Below are 16,399 nucleotides of genomic sequence, written 5' to 3'. Positions count from 1 at the left end.
CATGGCGACCGAAGTCCTCTGGTACATCATCCCGCGCGAAGGCGCCTACCCCTGGGAGCCCGAAGGACGCCGCCCGGTCGACCTGGGCTATCTCACCCAGCTCGCCGGTACGGTCGAACGCCTCGGCTACAGCGGGGCGTTGCTCGCCACCGACCTGTATGACGTCTGGCCGCTCGGCAGCGCCCTCGCCGCGTCCACCAGCACCCACTTCAAGCCACTCCTCGCCGTCCACCCGGGGCTGATCTCGCCCACCCTTCTGGCGAAGATGGCGCTCAGCTTCGACACGCTGTTCGGTGGCCGGCTGCGCTTCAACGTCGTCAACGGCTCCACGAAAGCGCTTCAGGAGTACGGACTCCAGGTCGAGCATGACGAGCGGTACGAACTGAGCGCCGAGTACTGGTCGATCGTGAAGCGGCTGACGGCGGGGGAGGTGTTCGACCACAAGGGCAGGTTCTACGACCTGAGGAACGCGGGCGCCTCCTTCCGGGAGCTGAGGCCCGTCCAGGACCCGCACATCCCGCTCTGGTTCGGCGGCTCGTCCGCCCCCGGCATCGAGATGGCGGCCGAACACGTCGATGTCTTCCTCACCTGGGGCGAGCCCCCGCACCTGCTGAAGGAGAAGCTGGACCGGGTCCGCGAACGCGCCGCTGCCTACGGCAGGACCCTCAGGATCGGACTGCGGCTCCACCTCATCGTCCGGGACACGGAGGACGAGGCATGGGCGGCGGCCGACCGGCTGCTCGATGTCACGAGCGAGGCGACGTACGCCCGCCAGCTCGGAGACCGGGCGGGCGAGGACGGGGTGGGCTGGCAGCGCCAGTTCCGCCAGCACGGCGGGAAGGTCCCCGCACGCGCAAGGGAGTTGGAGGTGCACCCCAACATGTGGCCCGGCATGAGCCTGTTCCGCCCCGGCCCCGGCACGGCAGTCGTCGGCTCGACGGCACAGGTCGTGGAGCGACTCCAGGAGTTCGAGGAGCTCGGCGTCGACACGTTCATCCTCTCCGGCAATCCGCTACTGGAGGAGGCGTACCGGGTGGCGGAGACCGTGCTGCCGGCACTGGGGGTGCGGCGGGGGTAGGCGGACAGTCTGCGTGGTCGGCGGGGGCCGTGCCGTATGCTCCCGGCCGTGAGCGAACACCTCGTCCGCTGACGGATCACCAAGTAGGACCCCGCCGACCGCGATACATACGAGGGGCGGACTGCCGCGGTACTACGCGCTGAGGTCGAACACCGACCAGTCCGTGCCCTTGCGCTCCCGCAGGTAGATACGGGAGCCACGGCAGACGACCGCGTTCCGGTCCGGCACGCCGCCGTCCGGCCGGGCCAGCAGCGTCCCTCGCTCTTCCGGCTCGACAGCCGTCTCGGTGATCCGGCCGTGTTCCAGCGTGCCGTTGCCGGTCAGGAAGACGACCCGTTCGCCGTTCACCGCGAGACCGCGCACACCGCGCACCGATGTGGGGCGCACGTGTACGGTCCCGTCGCCGAGCACCTCGATCAGCGGGTAGTGCATGTACGGGCAGGCCCAGGCAGTCCCGCCGTCGACGTTCAGCGCCAGGCAGTCCGACATGTCGATGAGCCCGGGGCCGGGGCGGAACGACCAGAGCGGCTCGCCGGTGCTGCTCCAGCGGCGCAGACCGGGATGGCTGAGTGGATCACCGCCGTAGACCCCCTCATCGAAATAGCCCACCCATAGATCACCCGCCTCGTCGGCGATCAGATGCTCGATGGCATCGCCCATCCGGAATGTCCAGGACGACCGTCCCAGCGCGTCGAAGACCTGCACGTGCTGCCTGTCGATGGTGCTGCGGCTCTCCGCCAGTACGAATCCGCCGTCCGGGAGCGCGTCGAAGGCGGGGCAGTACAGCTGCACCGCGCTGAGGTGTGTCTCGTACACACGGCCGTCGTCCGCGGTGACCATCGTGGCTTCGTACGGATCGGACGTGCCTTGCACGGGGATGCGCTCGCTCAGCAGCCAGTGCGCGCGGCCGTGCGCGTCGACGGTGCTGCTCATCATGTGCAGACCCCGGTAGGTGTGCGGCAGACGGGCGTACGGGGTCAGAGGTGTGGACTCCATGGTGCTCCTCGGCAGGAAAGCAGGAACGCGGAACGTGAACCGGGCGGCTGTGGGGCATGCACAGGTGCCGGCGGCGCGTGGGCCGAGGGGCGGAGCAGAGGGCGCCTACGAGGCATGAGCCTTTCTGATGGTCATGCGCCGATCATCCATGAGGGCCGGGCCGAGGCGCAATGGTTTCCCGCGTTGCGCAGTCTGCGGTTGTCGGTGCCCGGTGCAAGACTCGGATGGTCAGGAGAAACCCCTGCAGTGCACACGCGGGACTCGCTGAAGGAGCGCACCATGCTCACCACCGGTTTTGTCACCGGATCCCCCAACTGGCTCGATCTCGGCACGCCCGACCTCGACCGGGCCACCACCTTTTACCAGGGCCTCTTCGGCTGGGACTTCGTTCCCGGCGGTCCCGAGACCGGCGGGTACGGGATGTTCATGCTGGACGGGAAATCGGTCGCGGGCGCCATGACCGTCACCCAGGAGCAGGCGAAGTCGTCCTGGTCGGTCTACTTCCAGACCCCCGATGTCGATGCCACCGCCAAGGCGGTCGAGCAGGCCGGTGGCGCGGTGCCCTTCCAGCCGATGGATGTCCTCGACTTCGGTCGGATGGGCGGCTTCACGGACCGGGGCGGTGCGTACTTCGGGACCTGGCAGCCGAAGAAGAACACCGGCCTGGGCGTGGTGGGCGTGCCGCGCTCGCTCTGCTGGGCCGAGCTGTACACCCCGGACGTGCCCGCGGCCGCGGCGTTCTACGGCAGAGTCTTCGGGTGGGAGACCCATCAGGTTGCGTACCCCGGCGGCGGTGGGTCCTACACTCTGATCCGCACCAAGGGTGGCGGCGAGCATGCCGATTTCGGCGGGCTCGTACCTCTCGAGGCCGTTGCGACCCAGGGTGTCCTGGGGCCGCACTGGCTGCCGTACTTCGAGGTGGACGACTGCGACGCCACGGTCGCGGACGTGGAGCGGCTGGGCGGCAAACTGACGCTGGAGCCGATGGAGATGGAAGGCGTGGGCAAGTTCGCCAACGTCGCCGATCCGTACGGGGCGCAGTTCGCCGTGATCAAGAGCTCGGACGCGTCGGAAAGCTGACCGGAGGGCGCACGGACCACGCATTGATGCGGCGTTGATCAGTCGTTTATCGCGACCGGGCACTGTGTGCACCATGCTGATCAACACCGTGACCGACCCCGCACTCGCCTGGCAGGAGACGGCGCTCTGCGCGCAAGCGGGACCCGAGTTCTTCTTCCCTGCCCCCGGCAGCTCCACGCGTGAGGCGAAGCAGCTGTGCAACGCCTGCGAGGGGCGAGTGGCATGCCTGGAGTACGCCCTCGACAACGACGAACGGTTCGGCGTCTGGGGCGGACTTTCGGAGAAGGAGCGGGAGCGGCTGCGCAGGGTTGAGCGCGGCAGGGCCTGAACTTCCCCGGTACGCACCATGGTTCAGCCCTCCGCAGTCCTGAGCCCGCATCTCCAGGGGGCCGAGTTGAGCGACTGCGACTACATCGTCGTCGGGGCGGGATCGGCCGGCTGCGTACCGGCCGCGCGCCTCTCCGAGGACCCCACGGTCCGGGTCGCGCTCGTCGAGTCAGGAGGGCGTGACCCAAAGCCGGAGATCCGGATTCCGGCCGGCTGCGGGTGCACGGCGTGACGGGACTGCGGGGTGGTCGACGCCTCGGCCATGCCGCGTAGCACCCGCGGCCACACCCATGCGCCCCCTGTCGCCATCGCCGAGCGGGCGGCCGAAATAATTCGTGAGGACGCGCGGGTGACAGATGGTTAGGATCTCCCCAATGCCCGGACGTAGCGCAGAGGCAGGCGCACCGCCTTGCCAAGGCGGGTACGCCGGTTCGAATCCGGCCGTCCTGGCAGGTCGCCCCCTCGGGGCCCCGTAGCGCAGAGGCAGTCGCGTCCGCATGGCATGCGGGAGGACGCCGGTTCGAATCCGGTCGGGACCACGAGGGGGCGGAGCCATGGAGAGCGGCATCACGGACGAGGAGCTGGCGGCCTTCGACCGCCTCGTCGGCCGGCTCCGGGCACTGCCCGTCGACGACCCCGCCCGGCTCCGCGCGGAACAGGTCGCCTCCTCGTTCGCCCGCGACGGCCGGCTGGGGCGTCGCAGAATCCGCGGCGAGCGGCGGACCGAGGCCGACGTCGCCGTGACCTCGGCGACGGCGACCGGCGCGGCCGACCGGCGCGAGGACGCCCCGCTGGACCCCGGCGCGGTTTCCGCCGGTCCGGCGGGAACACTGGCGCGGGCCCGCCGCTGCTACATCTGCAAGACCCCGTACCGGCAGGTCGACGCCTTCTACCACCTGCTCTGCCCGGACTGCGCGGCAAAGAACAGGTCCCGCCGCGCGCTCTCCACCGACCTTTCGGGACGCCGCGCCCTGCTGACCGGAGGCAGGGTCAAGATCGGTTTCCAGCTGGCGCTCATGATGCTCAGGGACGGCGCCGAACTCGTCGTCACCACCCGCTTCCCGCACGACACCCTGCGCCGCTTCCGGGCCGTCCATGACAGCCCGAAGTGGCTCGACCGGCTCACCGTCGCCGCCGTCGACCTCCGTGACCCGCGCCAGGTCCTCGGCCTGTGCGAGCAGTTGCGGGATACGGGCGAGCCGCTCGACATCCTGATCAACAACGCCGCCCAGACCGTTCGCCGCCCGCCCGGGTCGTACGCGCTGCTGGCGGCGGGGGAGTACGGATCACTGCCCGCCGGTGTGCTCCGCGCCCCCGGATACGCGGCCATGACCGCCCTCGAAGGGCCTTCCGCGTCGAGCGCACTGGCACTGGTGCTCCCCGACGCCGAGCAGGCCGGACTGCCGGACGGTGTCGATCGATCGGGCCTGCTTCCCGGCGTCGACGAGGCCGGCCTGCTGCCGGACACCGCGCCCGTGAACTCCTGGTCCGCGAGGATCGGCGAACTGGACCCCGCCGAAGTCCTGGAGACGCAGCTCGTCAACTCCCTGGCCCCCGTGTTCCTCTGCGACCGGCTGCTCCCGCTCCTGCTGGCCTCCCCGCGGCCGCGCCGCTACATCATCAATGTGACGGCGGTGGAGGGCCGGTTCGCGGTACGGAACAAGACGGGTGGCCACCCGCACACCAACATGGCGAAGGCCGCCCTCAATATGCTGACCCGCACCAGCGGCGCCGAACTCGCCGCTCAGGGCGTTCACATGTGCGCCGTCGACACCGGCTGGATCACCGACGAGAACCCGGTGCCGAAGAAGGAGCGGATCGCCGCCGGAGGCTTCCGTACCCCGCTCGACATCGTGGACGGCGCCGCCCGCGTCTACGATCCGATCGTGCGTGGCGAGGCGGGATCGCCCGTCTCAGGCGTCTTCCTCAAGGACTACCGGGAAGCGGAATGGTGAAGGGTGACCGCACGCGCACTGCGGCCCCGGGGGAGGGCGACGACCGGGATCAACTGATACACCACCGGACGGGCCGGCTCTCGCAATCGCGGAGGCCGGCATCGCCGTTCCTCGGTGGTGCCCCGGCCGGCCTGCGGTAATCAATCGAGGCGGGACACCTGGTAGTGACTGATGTACCAGCCGTCCTCCACGCGCTTGACCAGTACGCCGAGATTGACGCCGAGGGTGGGCCGGTCGGTGAACGAGAAGTCGACGCTCAGGTAACCGAGCACGAGGTCGTCGGCGGGCCGCCTGGTTTCGAGAATCCGATACGCGGCCTTCAGCCCGAGGGGTTGGGAATCGTAGTAGTCGGCGACGCCCTGCCGGCCGACGCTGTAGGGGCGCAGACCCTGGAAGATCGCGTCCTCGGTGAAGTGGGAGGCGACCCGCTGCGGTTCGTGCCCGTCGACGGCCGCTTTCCACTGGTCGAGGACACCGCGCAGGATCGCTTCGCTGTCTGTCGTGCTGTTCATCAGGGTTCTCCTGTCGGGTGGAATCGGGTTCAGGGCTGCTGGGTCAGGCCGGTCATGACGTCGGCCGCGGGTTCGGCCGTCGCATGCCGCAAGCCTGTGCCGGTTGTCGGCGGGCCGGGTTCCGTATGGTTCGACGACCATGTGGCGAGGCGCCGGTGAGGACTGCGGCCTTGACCCTGAGAGCTCATGATGACCGACCTCGAAACTGAAGTGGTTGTTACTAGCCGACCGGTCGGCTATTTGAATATAGACGACCGGTCGAGAATGAGTCAACTGGCATCAGGGCCGATTCCAGCACCGGCTTCTTCGCAGCCGGCAGGCGCAGCCTCCCGGCCCAGGTGGACGGGGCTGTCGGGCCGGCACCCCGGGCCCGCTTCGGCGGGGGAGCGGGGCTGCCTACTGCCTGTGTGCGTCGCCGTCGGGCAGCCAGGCGCCCGGGGCGTGGATTCCCAGGTCGCCGACGCCGTCACAGAGCACGTCGACGACGGCGCGTACCGCGGAGCGGACCTCGCCGGCGCGCTGGACCAGGGACCAGGTCCAGTACACCTCCGGTGTGACGACCGGGCGTTGGACCAGGTCGGGCGGCAGAGGGGCGGCCTGACCCTTGGGCGAGTTGATGACCGGGCGGCGACTGCGGCGGACGTGGTCGAAGAAAGCGGGGCCGGTGACGCCGCCGTCGGAGATGTGTACCGTGCGGGCCCCGGTGTCGTGGGCCAATTGTTCGGCGTAGACGTTCCAGGACCGCCAGGACGTGGCGTCGTTGTCGAGGAGGACGACGGTGTCCTGGGCGCGTACATCGCCGGTGGAAACGGCGTAGAGGCGGTCGGCGCCGATGAGCCGGGCTTGGAGGCCGAGCCGCTCCAGGTCCTCCTGGTCGCCGCGATCGAGCAGGGTTCCCCCGGCTGGGCCGGCAGCGGCGCCTGGGTGCTGGTCGGTCTGGCTGCCGTACCGTCCTCGGCGCTGTGGTCCTCGCCGCCGCCGTTGCCGCCGCCGTCCTGCGGATCGGCTTCCCGCACCACATGGCCGTCGTGCGGCGCACCGTCCCCTGACGCCGGCCCATACCGGACGCCGCCCCTGCACAGCGACTGCGCCCCGGGCAGCGGTGAGCATGACCTTGTGCTGACTGAACCGCGCGACAAGTCTGTGGGCCAGCCGTGAGCCGGCAACTCATTGCCGCAGCGGTCGATCGCGCCCGCGCACTCGGCGGGGCCCGGCTGTTTCTCGGTACGAACAGCAAGCTTGCTCCCGCCATCCACCTCTACGAGAAAGCCGGGTTTGCCAGGATCACCCGCGACCGTCTCCCGGTGGCCGACTACTTCGCCCGCGCCGACATCCTCATGGAACTGAAGTGACGCCCCGGCCCGGCGCCCGGAATCTGCCTCGCGCCGACCCCGCCTTCACCAGCACGTCCACTTCCCCGCCGCCTTCAGCACGCGACGCCCACGCCGAGCTGTGACAGCACCAGTCGGGCGGCTTCCTCGACGACGCCTGCGCGCGGGCCGACCCGCACTGAACGGGAGCCCGGCGAGGGGGTCCGAGCGGCAGCAGCCCGGCAGAGGATGACTCCACCCCCTCACGCGTACGGCCCGCCCGTGGCGCTCCCCGCGGGCCGGTCGCGCGGGAGCGCCCGCATCTGGGAGGACGGCCGGAGAGCGGCGTCGAGATCGCGAATGAACTCTCCCACGCGCCCGCCTCCGGGAGGTGCGGCGGGAAAACGGCCGAGCACCGCGGTGACCGATGGTGGTGCGTGATGACACGCCCATTCAAGGGTCCCCGCAGTGACACTCCGGTCTTCTCCGGACGCCAACTCTTCGGCACGCGCCGCATGCGCTGCCGCACCGAGAATGTGCTTCACCTGATGAGCGTTTGCCAGGGGATGAAGGAACGCGGCGCCGGCCGCATGGCTTGCCGCTCGTGCCGCGTCGACCGCAGCGGGTGAATCGGCTTCTCGTGCCGCTCTGAACGCCGCCCAACCGCTCTGTCGCAGAGCGGCCGTGCGCCGGCCGCCCCCAGCGAAAGCGCGAGCTGCGTCGATGGCGTCACGAGGGCGCGTGTCAGCAGGAAGACTCTGTTCGAAGATCGACAGCGCCCTGCTCGCACAATCGGCCGCGTAGCCCGCGATTTCACGAAGTTCGTGTTCGCTCAGCTCAATCCTGTCTGACTCAGTCGGCACGGCTCAATCTTGCCGCAGGTCGCCGGACTTCGTGAGGCACTTGCCGCGTGCCGGGCCGGTGACACCCTTGTGGTGACCACACTCGACCGGCTCGCCCGATCCGTCCGGGACGCCCGCGACATCGTCGACGAGCTCACCGACAACGGCGTGAAGCTCCGGATCGGCTCCCGCGTGCACGACCCCGATGGGCCGGTTGCCGGCTGCTGTTCAACGTCCTCGCGACGGCCACTGAGTTCGAGGCCGACCCCGTTGGCGCCCGAACCCGCGAGGGCATGGCCGTCGGGAAAGCCAGAGGGAAGCTCCGTGGACGCACCTACGACGACTCGCCGCCGCCTTCGGCCTCCGCGTCACACAAGAACGACGGCCCACGAGTGAGCGGGCTCGTGGGCCGTCGGGTGCCGTGCGGGCTGTGGGTCAGGCGTTTCGCGGAGGCCTGGGGCCCAGGCCTCCGCGAGGCGGGCGGGTCAGGCGTTCGCGCGGGCGGCCATCCGCGCCTTGCGCGTGGCCAGCTTCTCGTCGAACTTGGCCGCCTCGGTGTCCAGTCCACCCATGAAGAGCCCCAGTTCCTCCTGCGCCTTCAGCCCGTCCGGGCCGAGCCCGTCGATGTCCAGGACCTTCAGGTAGCGCAGCACGGGCTGGATCACGTCGTCGTGATGGATCCGCATGTTGTAGATCTCGCCGATCGCCATCTGTGCTGCGGCCCGCTCGAAGCCGGGCATGCCGTGACCGGGCATCCGGAAATTGACCACGACGTCACGCACGGCCTGCATCGTCAGGTCCGGGGCGAGCTCGAAGGCCGCGCCGAGCAGGTTGCGGTAGAAGACCATGTGCAGGTTCTCGTCGGTGGCGATCCGTGCCAGCATGCGGTCGCAGACCGGGTCGCCCGACTGGTGACCGGTGTTGCGGTGCGAGACGCGGGTCGCGAGTTCCTGGAAGGCGACGTACGCCACGGAGTGCAGCATCGAGTGTCGGTTGTCGGACTCGAATCCCTCCGCCATGTGCGCCATGCGGAACTGCTCCAGCTTGTCCGGGTCGACGGCGCGCGAGGTAAGCAGGTAGTCGCGCATCACGATGCCGTGCCGGCCCTCCTCCGCAGTCCAGCGGTGCACCCAGGTGCCCCAGGCGCCGTCACGGCCGAACAGGGAGGCGATCTCGTGGTGGTAGCTGGGGAGGTTGTCCTCGGTCAGCAGGTTCACGACCAGTGCGATCTTGCCGATGTCGGTGACCTTGGACTGGTCGGCCTGCCATGCCTTACCGTCCTCGAAGATGCCGGGGAAATTCCGGCCGTCCGAGAAGGGGACGTACTCGTGGGGCATCCAGTCCTTGGCGACTTTGAGATGGCGGTTGAGTTCCTTCTCCACCACCTCTTCCAGGGCGTACAGCAGTTGGGCGTCGGTCCACGCCTTTGAACTGCCGAGGTGGGGAGAGGTGATCGTCACGGGGGGCTCCTGGGGACGGGAGAAGTACCTACGGCCTCGTAGGTTACGAGACCGTAGGTTAAAGGGGGAGTAAGGCCCCCGCCAACCCCGCCCGCGCGAAGTCCGACTACGTACTGTTATGTCTGCAGGTCACGCAGGCGTACGGAGAGGCAGGTCACGCACCCTTCCAGTTTCTCGAACTCGCTGATATCAACCGATACAGGGTAATATCCGAGCCCCGCGAACAACTCCGCGGTCTTCGGCGCGCTCGCGGCCATCAGTAGATTCCCGTCACCGAGCAGCACCACGTGCGAGCCCGCCTCCTCCGGAACCGACAGGAAACGGCCGAAGAGCGACGGCTCGTCAACCAGGGGTGGGTACCCGACGACCGTGCCGTCCGGCAGCGCCGTCACCGCGGACTTCAGATGCAGCACCTTGGTCAGCGGCACGGCTGCGACACGGGCGCCCAGCGGCTCGAACGCGGATCTGAGCTGCCGCACCCCCTCCGCGTTCGTCCGGCCGCCACGCCCGACAAGGACCGTGTCGCCGATCTTCAGGACGTCGCCGCCGTCCAGCGTGCCGGGCTCCCTCACCCGGTTCACCGAGCAGCCGAGCCCGGCCAGTGCCTCCTCCACGGCTGCCGTCTCGCCCCGGCGGGACTCCGCGCCGGACCGGGCGATGAGAGCCACGTTCCGGAACATCACGACGGTGTCCTCGACGAACACACTGTCCGGGTATCCGGCCGCCGGCTTCACCTCGACCGTCTCCCATCCGTACTCGCCGAGGACGGCGACATACCGCTCCCACTGCTCGACGGCGAGGCGGACATCGACGGGGGTGCGCTCGACATGGGTGACGAGACCCTCGGTGAGACGTGGGTCGGGGCGGCGGACCAGAGCTTTTCTGCTGGGCACGGGTAGTTCCCTCCATAGGGTTTCGGGGTGAGGTGCGGGCCGGCCACCTCGGCCACGCCTCGGATGACGTAGCGCGATGCCTGGGCCGGTGGAGCAAGTGTCCGCAGTCGCTCCAACGATCCCCGGTAGCGGCGCAGTTACATATCGGCATCGAGCCGTGCGAGGAGCCGAGCTGCACCGTGTCGAGCCGAGGCACTGCGGCGCCGGACCGGGACATGCTGCTCCGGGTCGACCGGCGGTTCGATGCCCTGCGGATTCCTCTGCGAACAGCATCCGTCAGCATCCGTCCCACGGATCGGTCGAGAAGTCCGAGGAAGGTCGCGAGCGCCGCAGCGAGAGCATAGGGCTGCTCGCCGCCGCGGTCGACTCGCAGTGCAGGGGGACCGGGAGTTCCCTTTCGCACTGACTCCGGCCGGCGACTGCAGGAGCCGGGCCTACTCCACCGGTAGTCCCGGCCGCCGCCTTTCCCCCGCATCTCCCACGGCTCTCAGAGTTCCGTCGCCACCGCCTCGGCCGTGGTGTCACGCAGTTCGCCGTCCAGCAGCAGCCAGCGCGTGATGCCGAGCGATTCCAGGAACGGCACATCGTGGCTCGCCACGATCAGCGCTCCCTCGTACGACTCCAGAGCCGCCGTCAGCCGACGTACGCTCGCCATGTCCAGATTGTTCGTCGGCTCGTCCAGCATCAGCAGCTGCGGTGCCGGTTCGGCCAGCAGCAGCGCCGCCAGTGCCGCACGGAAGCGTTCCCCGCCCGACAGCGTCCCCACGGGCCGGTCCGCCCGGCCCCCCTTGAACAGAAAGCGCGCCAGCCTCGCCCTGATCCGGTTGTCCGTGGCATTCGGTGCGAATCGCACCACGTTCTCCACCACGCTCAGTCCGTCGTCGAGCACATCCAGACGCTGCGGCAGAAAGCCCAGCGGCAATTGGGGTGTGGCTTCGCCGGATACCGGTGCCAGCTCACCGGCAATGGTCCGCAACAGCGTCGTCTTGCCCGCGCCGTTGCGGCCCACCAACGCGATCCGCTCGGGGCCCCGCAGCTCGAACCCGCCGCTCACCCTTGCTCCGTAAGCGAGTTCCAGATCGCGCAGTACGAGCACACCCTGGCCCGGATGCACCTTGGTGTGCGGCAGCTCGACCCTGATCTCGTCGTCGTCCCGCACCGCCTCGACGGCGTCGTCGAGGCGCTCCTTCGCCTCTGCCAGCTTCCCGGCGTGCATCAGGCGATGCTTGCCGGCCGACTCCTGGGCGGCCCGCTTGCGGTTGCCCATGACGATCTTCGGCTCGCGCTTGGTGTCCGACATCTTCTGTCCGTAGCGCTTGCGCCGAGCCAACTTGACCTGTGCGTCGGCCAGTTCACGCTTCTGGCGCTGCACGTCGGCCTCCGCCACCCGCACCATGCGCTCGGCCGCCACCTGCTCGACGGCGAGCGCCTCCTCGTACTCCGAGAGATTCCCGCCGTACCAGGTGACCGATCCGTCCCGCAGATCCGCGATCTGGTCGACCCGCTCCAGGAGTTCACGGTCATGGCTGACGACGACCAGGACACCCGCCCATGCGCCGATCGCCTCGTACAGCCGCCTGCGCGCGTACAGATCCAGATTGTTCGTGGGTTCGTCGAGCAGCAGCACCCCGGGGCGGGCCAGCAGCAGCGCGGCCAGGCGCAGCAGCACGCACTCGCCGCCCGACATCTCGCCGATCGTGCGGTCGAGCCCGATGTGACCCAGGCCGAGCTGATCGAGCGTCGCGCGGGCGCGCTCCTCCACGTCCCAGTCGTCGCCGACGGCCGCGAACTGCTCCTCGCGGACGTCACCCGCCTCGATGGCGTGCAGAGCGGCCCGGGTGCCGGCGATGCCCAGGGCCGCATCGACCCGCAGCGCCGTGTCCAGGACCAGATTCTGCGGCAGATACCCGATCTCGCCCCGGGTCCGGATGTGGCCCTCGGTGGGGGTGAGTTCACCCGCGATCAGCCGCAACAGGGTGGACTTTCCACAGCCGTTGACGCCGATGAGGCCGGTCCTGCCGGGGCCCACGGTCAGCTGGAATTCGTCGAAGACCTCACTGCCGTCGGGCCAGGCGAAGGAGAGCGACGAACAGGCGATATGAGTCATGGGGGTAGACATACGGATCTCCCGGTTGCGAGGAAGGGCAGGGGGCAACGGGTGAGACACCGGTCACGGGCGTTCCACGGACATGGCCAAGGAGGAGCCCCGGTTGCGGAGGACGGCTCGAAGAGCTGAGGTCACACTCGGGCGCGCAGACATGACAGACATGACAGACCTGAACGGGCATGCACTGTCCGGACACGGCGCGCAACGCGGTGTCTCACGACCTCAGACGAGCAACGTCCTTCTCCGATCCGACGACAACAAGGACGTCACAAACGGTACGACGGGACCTCGCGTCCCGGCAAACGATTTACGTTGATCCCGGCCGCGCCGGTGGGTGCGGCGGATCGGGGGCCGCACAATGACAGGTCACTGGACGGGCAGAGCCCTGAGGATGCTCACGGTGTTCTGCGCCGGTGCGGTGCTGACCGGCTGCTTCGGACCGCAGCCGCCGAGGTTCGGGGACGGCGTGTCCGTCCCCTCCGAGCAGCGGCGCATTCCGCTGACCGTCCCGCCGGGGCCGGACGGCAGCTGGTCGCTGCTCGTTGCCAAGGAAGGGCTCATCGGCCAGGGGCGCAAGCTCGCCCGTATCCCGCAGGAGGGCGAGAAGGGCGTGCGCGCGCCGGTCAAGGGATGGACGGCAGCCCTTCCCGCCGAGTTCGCGATCACCTCGCGGCTGCCGGGCCGACCCCACTCGGCGGTCCCTCTCCCGTACGGCATCGTGCTGATCGGCGGCCGCACCGGCCGCACGGATCCGACCGCCGTCGCCCTTGCCGACCCGAGCAGCGGCGCCTTCCTCTGGAGGCACATCCTGCCGCCCGGCAGCCGGGTCCTCGCGCTGCCCGGCACCACCGGGCCGGCGATCGGAGCGGCCACCTGCTCAGGGGCCGGATGCCGGTTCACCGCCTGGGACGTCCACCGCGGGACACGGCAGTGGAGCCGCCTGATCCCGGGGGCGTACCGGGTACTGACCCCGTGCGGCGCCGACGCGCTGGGCGGCCGCGAAGCCGCCCCCGGGCTGTGCGAGCCGTTGGTCATCGGCAAGGACCGGGTCGGCACCCTGGACGAGGAGACGCACCGCCCGGAGTGGATCCCCGGTCTGCGCCCTCCGGCCGGGACCGTCGACCGGGTCGCCCGGTTCAGCTACCGGACCTTCCTGGTCACCGCACCGGCCAGGGGGAGTTGCCGGGCGACGGTTCTGGCGGCCGCTCCGCCGGGAGACGAACACAAGGGGTGGCGGTACGACTTCGTCTGGGACCAGCCGCAGGCCGCACGCGATCCGCACACCGGGTGCCGCTGGAACCCCAGCCTGCCCCTGAACACCGCCTACGACCTGGTGCTGCCCGAGCGGGGCGGCGCCCTGGTCCTCGACCCGTACTTCGGCCCGGAGCACAGCCCCCGGCGGCTCGCCGAGGGGGCGTACGTGGTCGCGGCGGACGGCAGGGGCTCCCCGGACCTGATCCGCGCCCCCGGCCGCCCCGACCGCCCGCTCGGCGCCGCCCTGGCCGACCGGAAGCGGACCAAGGCGCTGGGGGCGGGGGCCCGGCAGGTGGTGGAGGGCCTCTTCCAGGTCGGGCGGAAACTACTGCTGGTCGGCTACGACGGCGCGGTGCGCCGACGCTGGACGTCGGACTGCATTGCCTTCCCCGCTGCGAATTCCGCCGCGGTGATGTACTGCGACGATCGGAACCTGGTGGAGGTCAAACCGGTGAAGACGGACTGACCGGCTCAGCACGCTCCGCCGAGCAGGTCCGTCAGACTCCGGTCGAGATCCAGAAAGCGGTGCTCCTGCCCCGACGGGACCAGCTCCTCGGCGCGCCTGAGGAAGCGACACAGTTCCGCCGTGCGGACATGCACCATGGCGATGCCCTCGGTGGCATGGAACTCCAGGACCGTACGGTCGTAGCCGAACGGCCTGATCCGTACGTCCCCGACCCCGGCCGGACCTTCCATTCCTGCCGCCAGCAGTTCGCGGGAGAACTCCCAGGACACCTCGGTGCCCTCCAGGGTTGCCGGGGCAGGGAAGGCCATGCGCACGGCGAACGGATCCCTGCGGTCGTACTGCAGAGTGGCGGGAAGGGTCTCCATCCGCGGCGCGGATGCGACCATGCGGGCCTGCACGGACTGCTCGATAACGCTGGACAAGACCTGCTCCCTCTTGCGGCCAGATGAACGGTTCCCGGCACTGACAGAGACGACGGAACTTCCTGATCCGTGCACGGGCGAGGGGGTGAGCTGCGTCACCGCACCGCACCCCCTTCGATGCACGTGCCCGCGTGGCGGCGGCGCACTCTGGACGGCGTACTGTCCGTGGGTTAGCTTCCTGCGCCATGAGGCCCAAGGGGAAGACGATACGACTGATGGCATGGGGACTGTGCGGGGCGGCGCTGACCGCGGCACTGGTCACGCCGGCAGCGCAGGCCGCGCCGGGGCAGCGGCACGGACCCGGCGACCGGACGGGCTGGACACTCACGGAGACGGGAACCGACGCACGCTTCCGCGGCCTCTCCGCCGTCAGCCGCCGCACCGCCTGGGCCGCGGGCTCGAAGGGCACGGTGCTGCGCACTTCCGACGGCGGCCGTCACTGGCGCGACGTGTCGCCGGCGGGAGCGGCGGAGGCGGCACTGGAATTCCGTGACATCGAGGCGTTCGACGCGCGGCGTGCGGTGGCGCTGGCCATCGGTGAGGGCGAGGCGTCGCGGGTGTTCCGTACGGACGACGGTGGAGCGACCTGGACCGAGTCCTTCCGCAATACCGATGCCCGTGCCTTCTACGACTGCCTCACCTTCTTCGACAGCCGCCACGGGCTCGCCATGAGCGATCCCGTCGACGGCAGGTACCGGATCCTGTCCACCGCGGACGGTGGCCGCAGCTGGAACGTACTGCCCACAGCGGGGATGCCGGCCGCCCAGGCGGGCGAGGCGGGCTTCGCCGCCAGCGGCCAGTGCCTGGTCAGCTCGGGACCGAAGGACGTCTGGCTGGCGACCGGCGGGGCGGCCACCGCACGGGTGCTGCACTCCGCCGACCGGGGGCTGACCTGGACGGCCACCGAATCGACGATCCCGGCCGGGGACCCGGCCCGCGGCGTCTTCGGTCTCGCCTTCCGCGACCGTACGCACGGCATTGCCGTCGGCGGCGACTACCGCGCCGGCCAGGCCTCTCCGGACGCCGCGGCTGTCACGGGCGACGGAGGCCGGACTTGGCAGCGATCCACCACCCCGCCGACCGCCTACCGTTCCGGCGTCGCCTGGGCCCCGAACAGCCGCTCCACGGCACTCGCCGTCGGACCGACCGGGACGGATCTGACGACGGACGGCGGCCGCACCTGGCACACCGTCGACACGGGTTCGTACGACACCGTGGACTGCACGCAGGACGGCGGCTGCTGGGCGGCGGGGGAGAAGGGGCGGATCGCCCGGATGAACTAAGGGCTGCGCCGTAGTCCCTGGCGGAACAGCCCTTTGGGTCCTTTGTTCGGGTCAGGCCGGCACGGGAACGAGGATCCGGCCTACTGCGCGATCAGCCTCGAGGGTTCCCGGCGCAGGTTCGACAGGCTCGTCGGCGGGCTCACCCTGCTCCGCCGGCACGGCCACCCAGCGAAGACCAGGTCCGGCAGCACCGCTCCGGGACCCTCGTCCAGGACCCGGATTCCACGCCAGGGTGGCGCGATTGCTGGACCGCTACGGTCTTTCGTTCGGGTCAGGCCGGATCAGGGAACGGCCCGCCGCGAGCGGCTGGTGGCGCCGTGGCGTGTGCAGCTGCAAGGCGGAGAAGGAGCCACGCGGAGCGAATGGGGGTCTCCCCTGCTCGGGCGAAGCCGAGAGCTTGGGGAAGACTGACGA

General features: G+C 69.9%; 15 protein-coding genes, 2 tRNA genes and 2 pseudogenes. 11 read left to right on the top strand and 8 right to left on the bottom strand.

All coding sequences use genetic code 11. The annotated features are described in order from the left end of the window. Position 1 precedes the first annotated feature (1 nt). Positions 2-1,078, top strand: coding sequence for an LLM class flavin-dependent oxidoreductase (locus tag OG972_RS06455; RefSeq protein ID WP_266979111.1), 1,077 nt, complete (start codon positions 2-4; stop codon positions 1,076-1,078). A 132-nt stretch (positions 1,079-1,210) separates the two neighbouring features. Here the strand turns inward: OG972_RS06455 and OG972_RS06450 are convergent, their stop codons facing one another. Further along, positions 1,211-2,074 carry a hypothetical protein gene (locus tag OG972_RS06450; RefSeq protein WP_266979109.1) on the bottom strand — a complete coding sequence of 288 codons (864 nt, stop codon included), beginning with the start codon at positions 2,072-2,074 and terminating at the stop codon, positions 1,211-1,213. Positions 2,075-2,353: 279 nt separating this feature from the next. Here OG972_RS06450 and OG972_RS06445 point away from each other — a divergent pair, with 279 nt between their 5' ends. The 6 genes and pseudogenes from OG972_RS06445 to OG972_RS06420 all read left to right on the top strand — a co-directional run bounded on the left by OG972_RS06445 (position 2,354) and on the right by OG972_RS06420 (position 5,436). Continuing rightward, positions 2,354-3,154, top strand: a complete 801-nt coding sequence (locus tag OG972_RS06445; protein WP_266990309.1) for a VOC family protein — start codon at positions 2,354-2,356, stop codon at positions 3,152-3,154. Between the two features lie 73 nt (positions 3,155-3,227). Beyond that, positions 3,228-3,482: a WhiB family transcriptional regulator gene (locus tag OG972_RS06440; RefSeq protein ID WP_266979107.1), complete on the top strand. Its 255-nt coding sequence runs from the start codon at positions 3,228-3,230 to the stop codon at positions 3,480-3,482. Between the two features lie 18 nt (positions 3,483-3,500). Beyond that, a pseudogene (locus OG972_RS06435) lies at positions 3,501-3,692 on the top strand (hypothetical protein); the annotation flags it as partial. A 167-nt stretch (positions 3,693-3,859) separates the two neighbouring features. After that, a tRNA-Gly gene (locus OG972_RS06430) sits at positions 3,860-3,931 on the top strand. A 16-nt stretch (positions 3,932-3,947) separates the two neighbouring features. Beyond that, positions 3,948-4,020 (top strand) — tRNA-Ala (locus OG972_RS06425). A 15-nt stretch (positions 4,021-4,035) separates the two neighbouring features. After that, positions 4,036-5,436, top strand: a complete 1,401-nt coding sequence (locus OG972_RS06420) for an SDR family NAD(P)-dependent oxidoreductase (protein ID WP_266979105.1) — start codon at positions 4,036-4,038, stop codon at positions 5,434-5,436. Positions 5,437-5,576: 140 nt separating this feature from the next. On the opposite strand, the gene OG972_RS06415 is transcribed toward OG972_RS06420, so the two are convergent. Both OG972_RS06415 and OG972_RS06410 read right to left on the bottom strand, forming a co-directional pair. Then, positions 5,577-5,948, bottom strand: coding sequence for a hypothetical protein (locus OG972_RS06415; protein WP_266979103.1), 372 nt, complete (start codon positions 5,946-5,948; stop codon positions 5,577-5,579). A gap of 396 nt (positions 5,949-6,344) precedes the next feature. After that, entirely contained in the window at positions 6,345-7,058 is a 714-nt protein-coding gene (locus OG972_RS06410; protein WP_266979102.1) for a hypothetical protein, read from the bottom strand. 44 nt (positions 7,059-7,102) lie between these two features. On the opposite strand from OG972_RS06410, the gene OG972_RS06405 reads away from it, so the two are divergent. Next, entirely contained in the window at positions 7,103-7,300 is a 198-nt protein-coding gene (locus OG972_RS06405; RefSeq protein WP_266979100.1) for a GNAT family N-acetyltransferase, read from the top strand. 404 nt (positions 7,301-7,704) lie between these two features. Here OG972_RS06405 and OG972_RS06400 read toward each other — a convergent pair. Next, positions 7,705-8,121: pseudogene (locus OG972_RS06400) on the bottom strand (putative immunity protein); the annotation flags it as partial. 69 nt (positions 8,122-8,190) lie between these two features. Between OG972_RS06400 and OG972_RS06395 the strand changes: the two are divergent. After that, positions 8,191-8,496 (top strand): recombinase family protein, encoded by a 306-nt coding sequence (locus OG972_RS06395; protein ID WP_323135948.1) that lies wholly within the window; start codon positions 8,191-8,193, stop codon positions 8,494-8,496. Positions 8,497-8,585: 89 nt separating this feature from the next. Here OG972_RS06395 and OG972_RS06390 read toward each other — a convergent pair whose 3' ends face one another. From OG972_RS06390 to OG972_RS06380, 3 genes are all read right to left on the bottom strand, one after another. After that, positions 8,586-9,560: an acyl-ACP desaturase gene (locus tag OG972_RS06390; RefSeq protein WP_266979095.1), complete on the bottom strand. Its 975-nt coding sequence runs from the start codon at positions 9,558-9,560 to the stop codon at positions 8,586-8,588. Positions 9,561-9,676: 116 nt separating this feature from the next. Beyond that, entirely contained in the window at positions 9,677-10,453 is a 777-nt protein-coding gene (gene ddaH, locus OG972_RS06385) for a dimethylargininase (protein ID WP_266979093.1), read from the bottom strand. Positions 10,454-10,940: 487 nt separating this feature from the next. Then, a complete protein-coding gene (locus tag OG972_RS06380; RefSeq protein ID WP_266979091.1) occupies positions 10,941-12,572 on the bottom strand; it encodes an ABC-F family ATP-binding cassette domain-containing protein in 1,632 nt (543 codons plus the stop codon). Positions 12,573-12,951: 379 nt separating this feature from the next. On the opposite strand from OG972_RS06380, the gene OG972_RS06375 reads away from it, so the two are divergent. Then, positions 12,952-14,280 carry a hypothetical protein gene (locus OG972_RS06375; RefSeq protein WP_266979089.1) on the top strand — a complete coding sequence of 443 codons (1,329 nt, stop codon included), beginning with the start codon at positions 12,952-12,954 and terminating at the stop codon, positions 14,278-14,280. Between the two features lie 5 nt (positions 14,281-14,285). Here the strand turns inward: OG972_RS06375 and OG972_RS06370 are convergent, their stop codons facing one another. Beyond that, positions 14,286-14,702, bottom strand: coding sequence for an SsgA family sporulation/cell division regulator (locus OG972_RS06370; RefSeq protein WP_266979087.1), 417 nt, complete (start codon positions 14,700-14,702; stop codon positions 14,286-14,288). A 215-nt stretch (positions 14,703-14,917) separates the two neighbouring features. Here OG972_RS06370 and OG972_RS06365 point away from each other — a divergent pair, with 215 nt between their 5' ends. Continuing rightward, positions 14,918-15,985, top strand: a complete 1,068-nt coding sequence (locus OG972_RS06365) for an oxidoreductase (RefSeq protein ID WP_266979085.1) — start codon at positions 14,918-14,920, stop codon at positions 15,983-15,985. Positions 15,986-16,399: the final 414 nt, after the last annotated feature.

The sequence above is a fragment of the Streptomyces sp. NBC_01669 genome, assembly GCF_026339735.1.
Classification (GTDB): Bacteria; Actinomycetota; Actinomycetes; order Streptomycetales; family Streptomycetaceae; genus Streptomyces; species Streptomyces yanii.
Note: the sequence above shows the minus strand (reverse complement) of the source record. Positions and strands in the feature narration are given on the sequence as shown.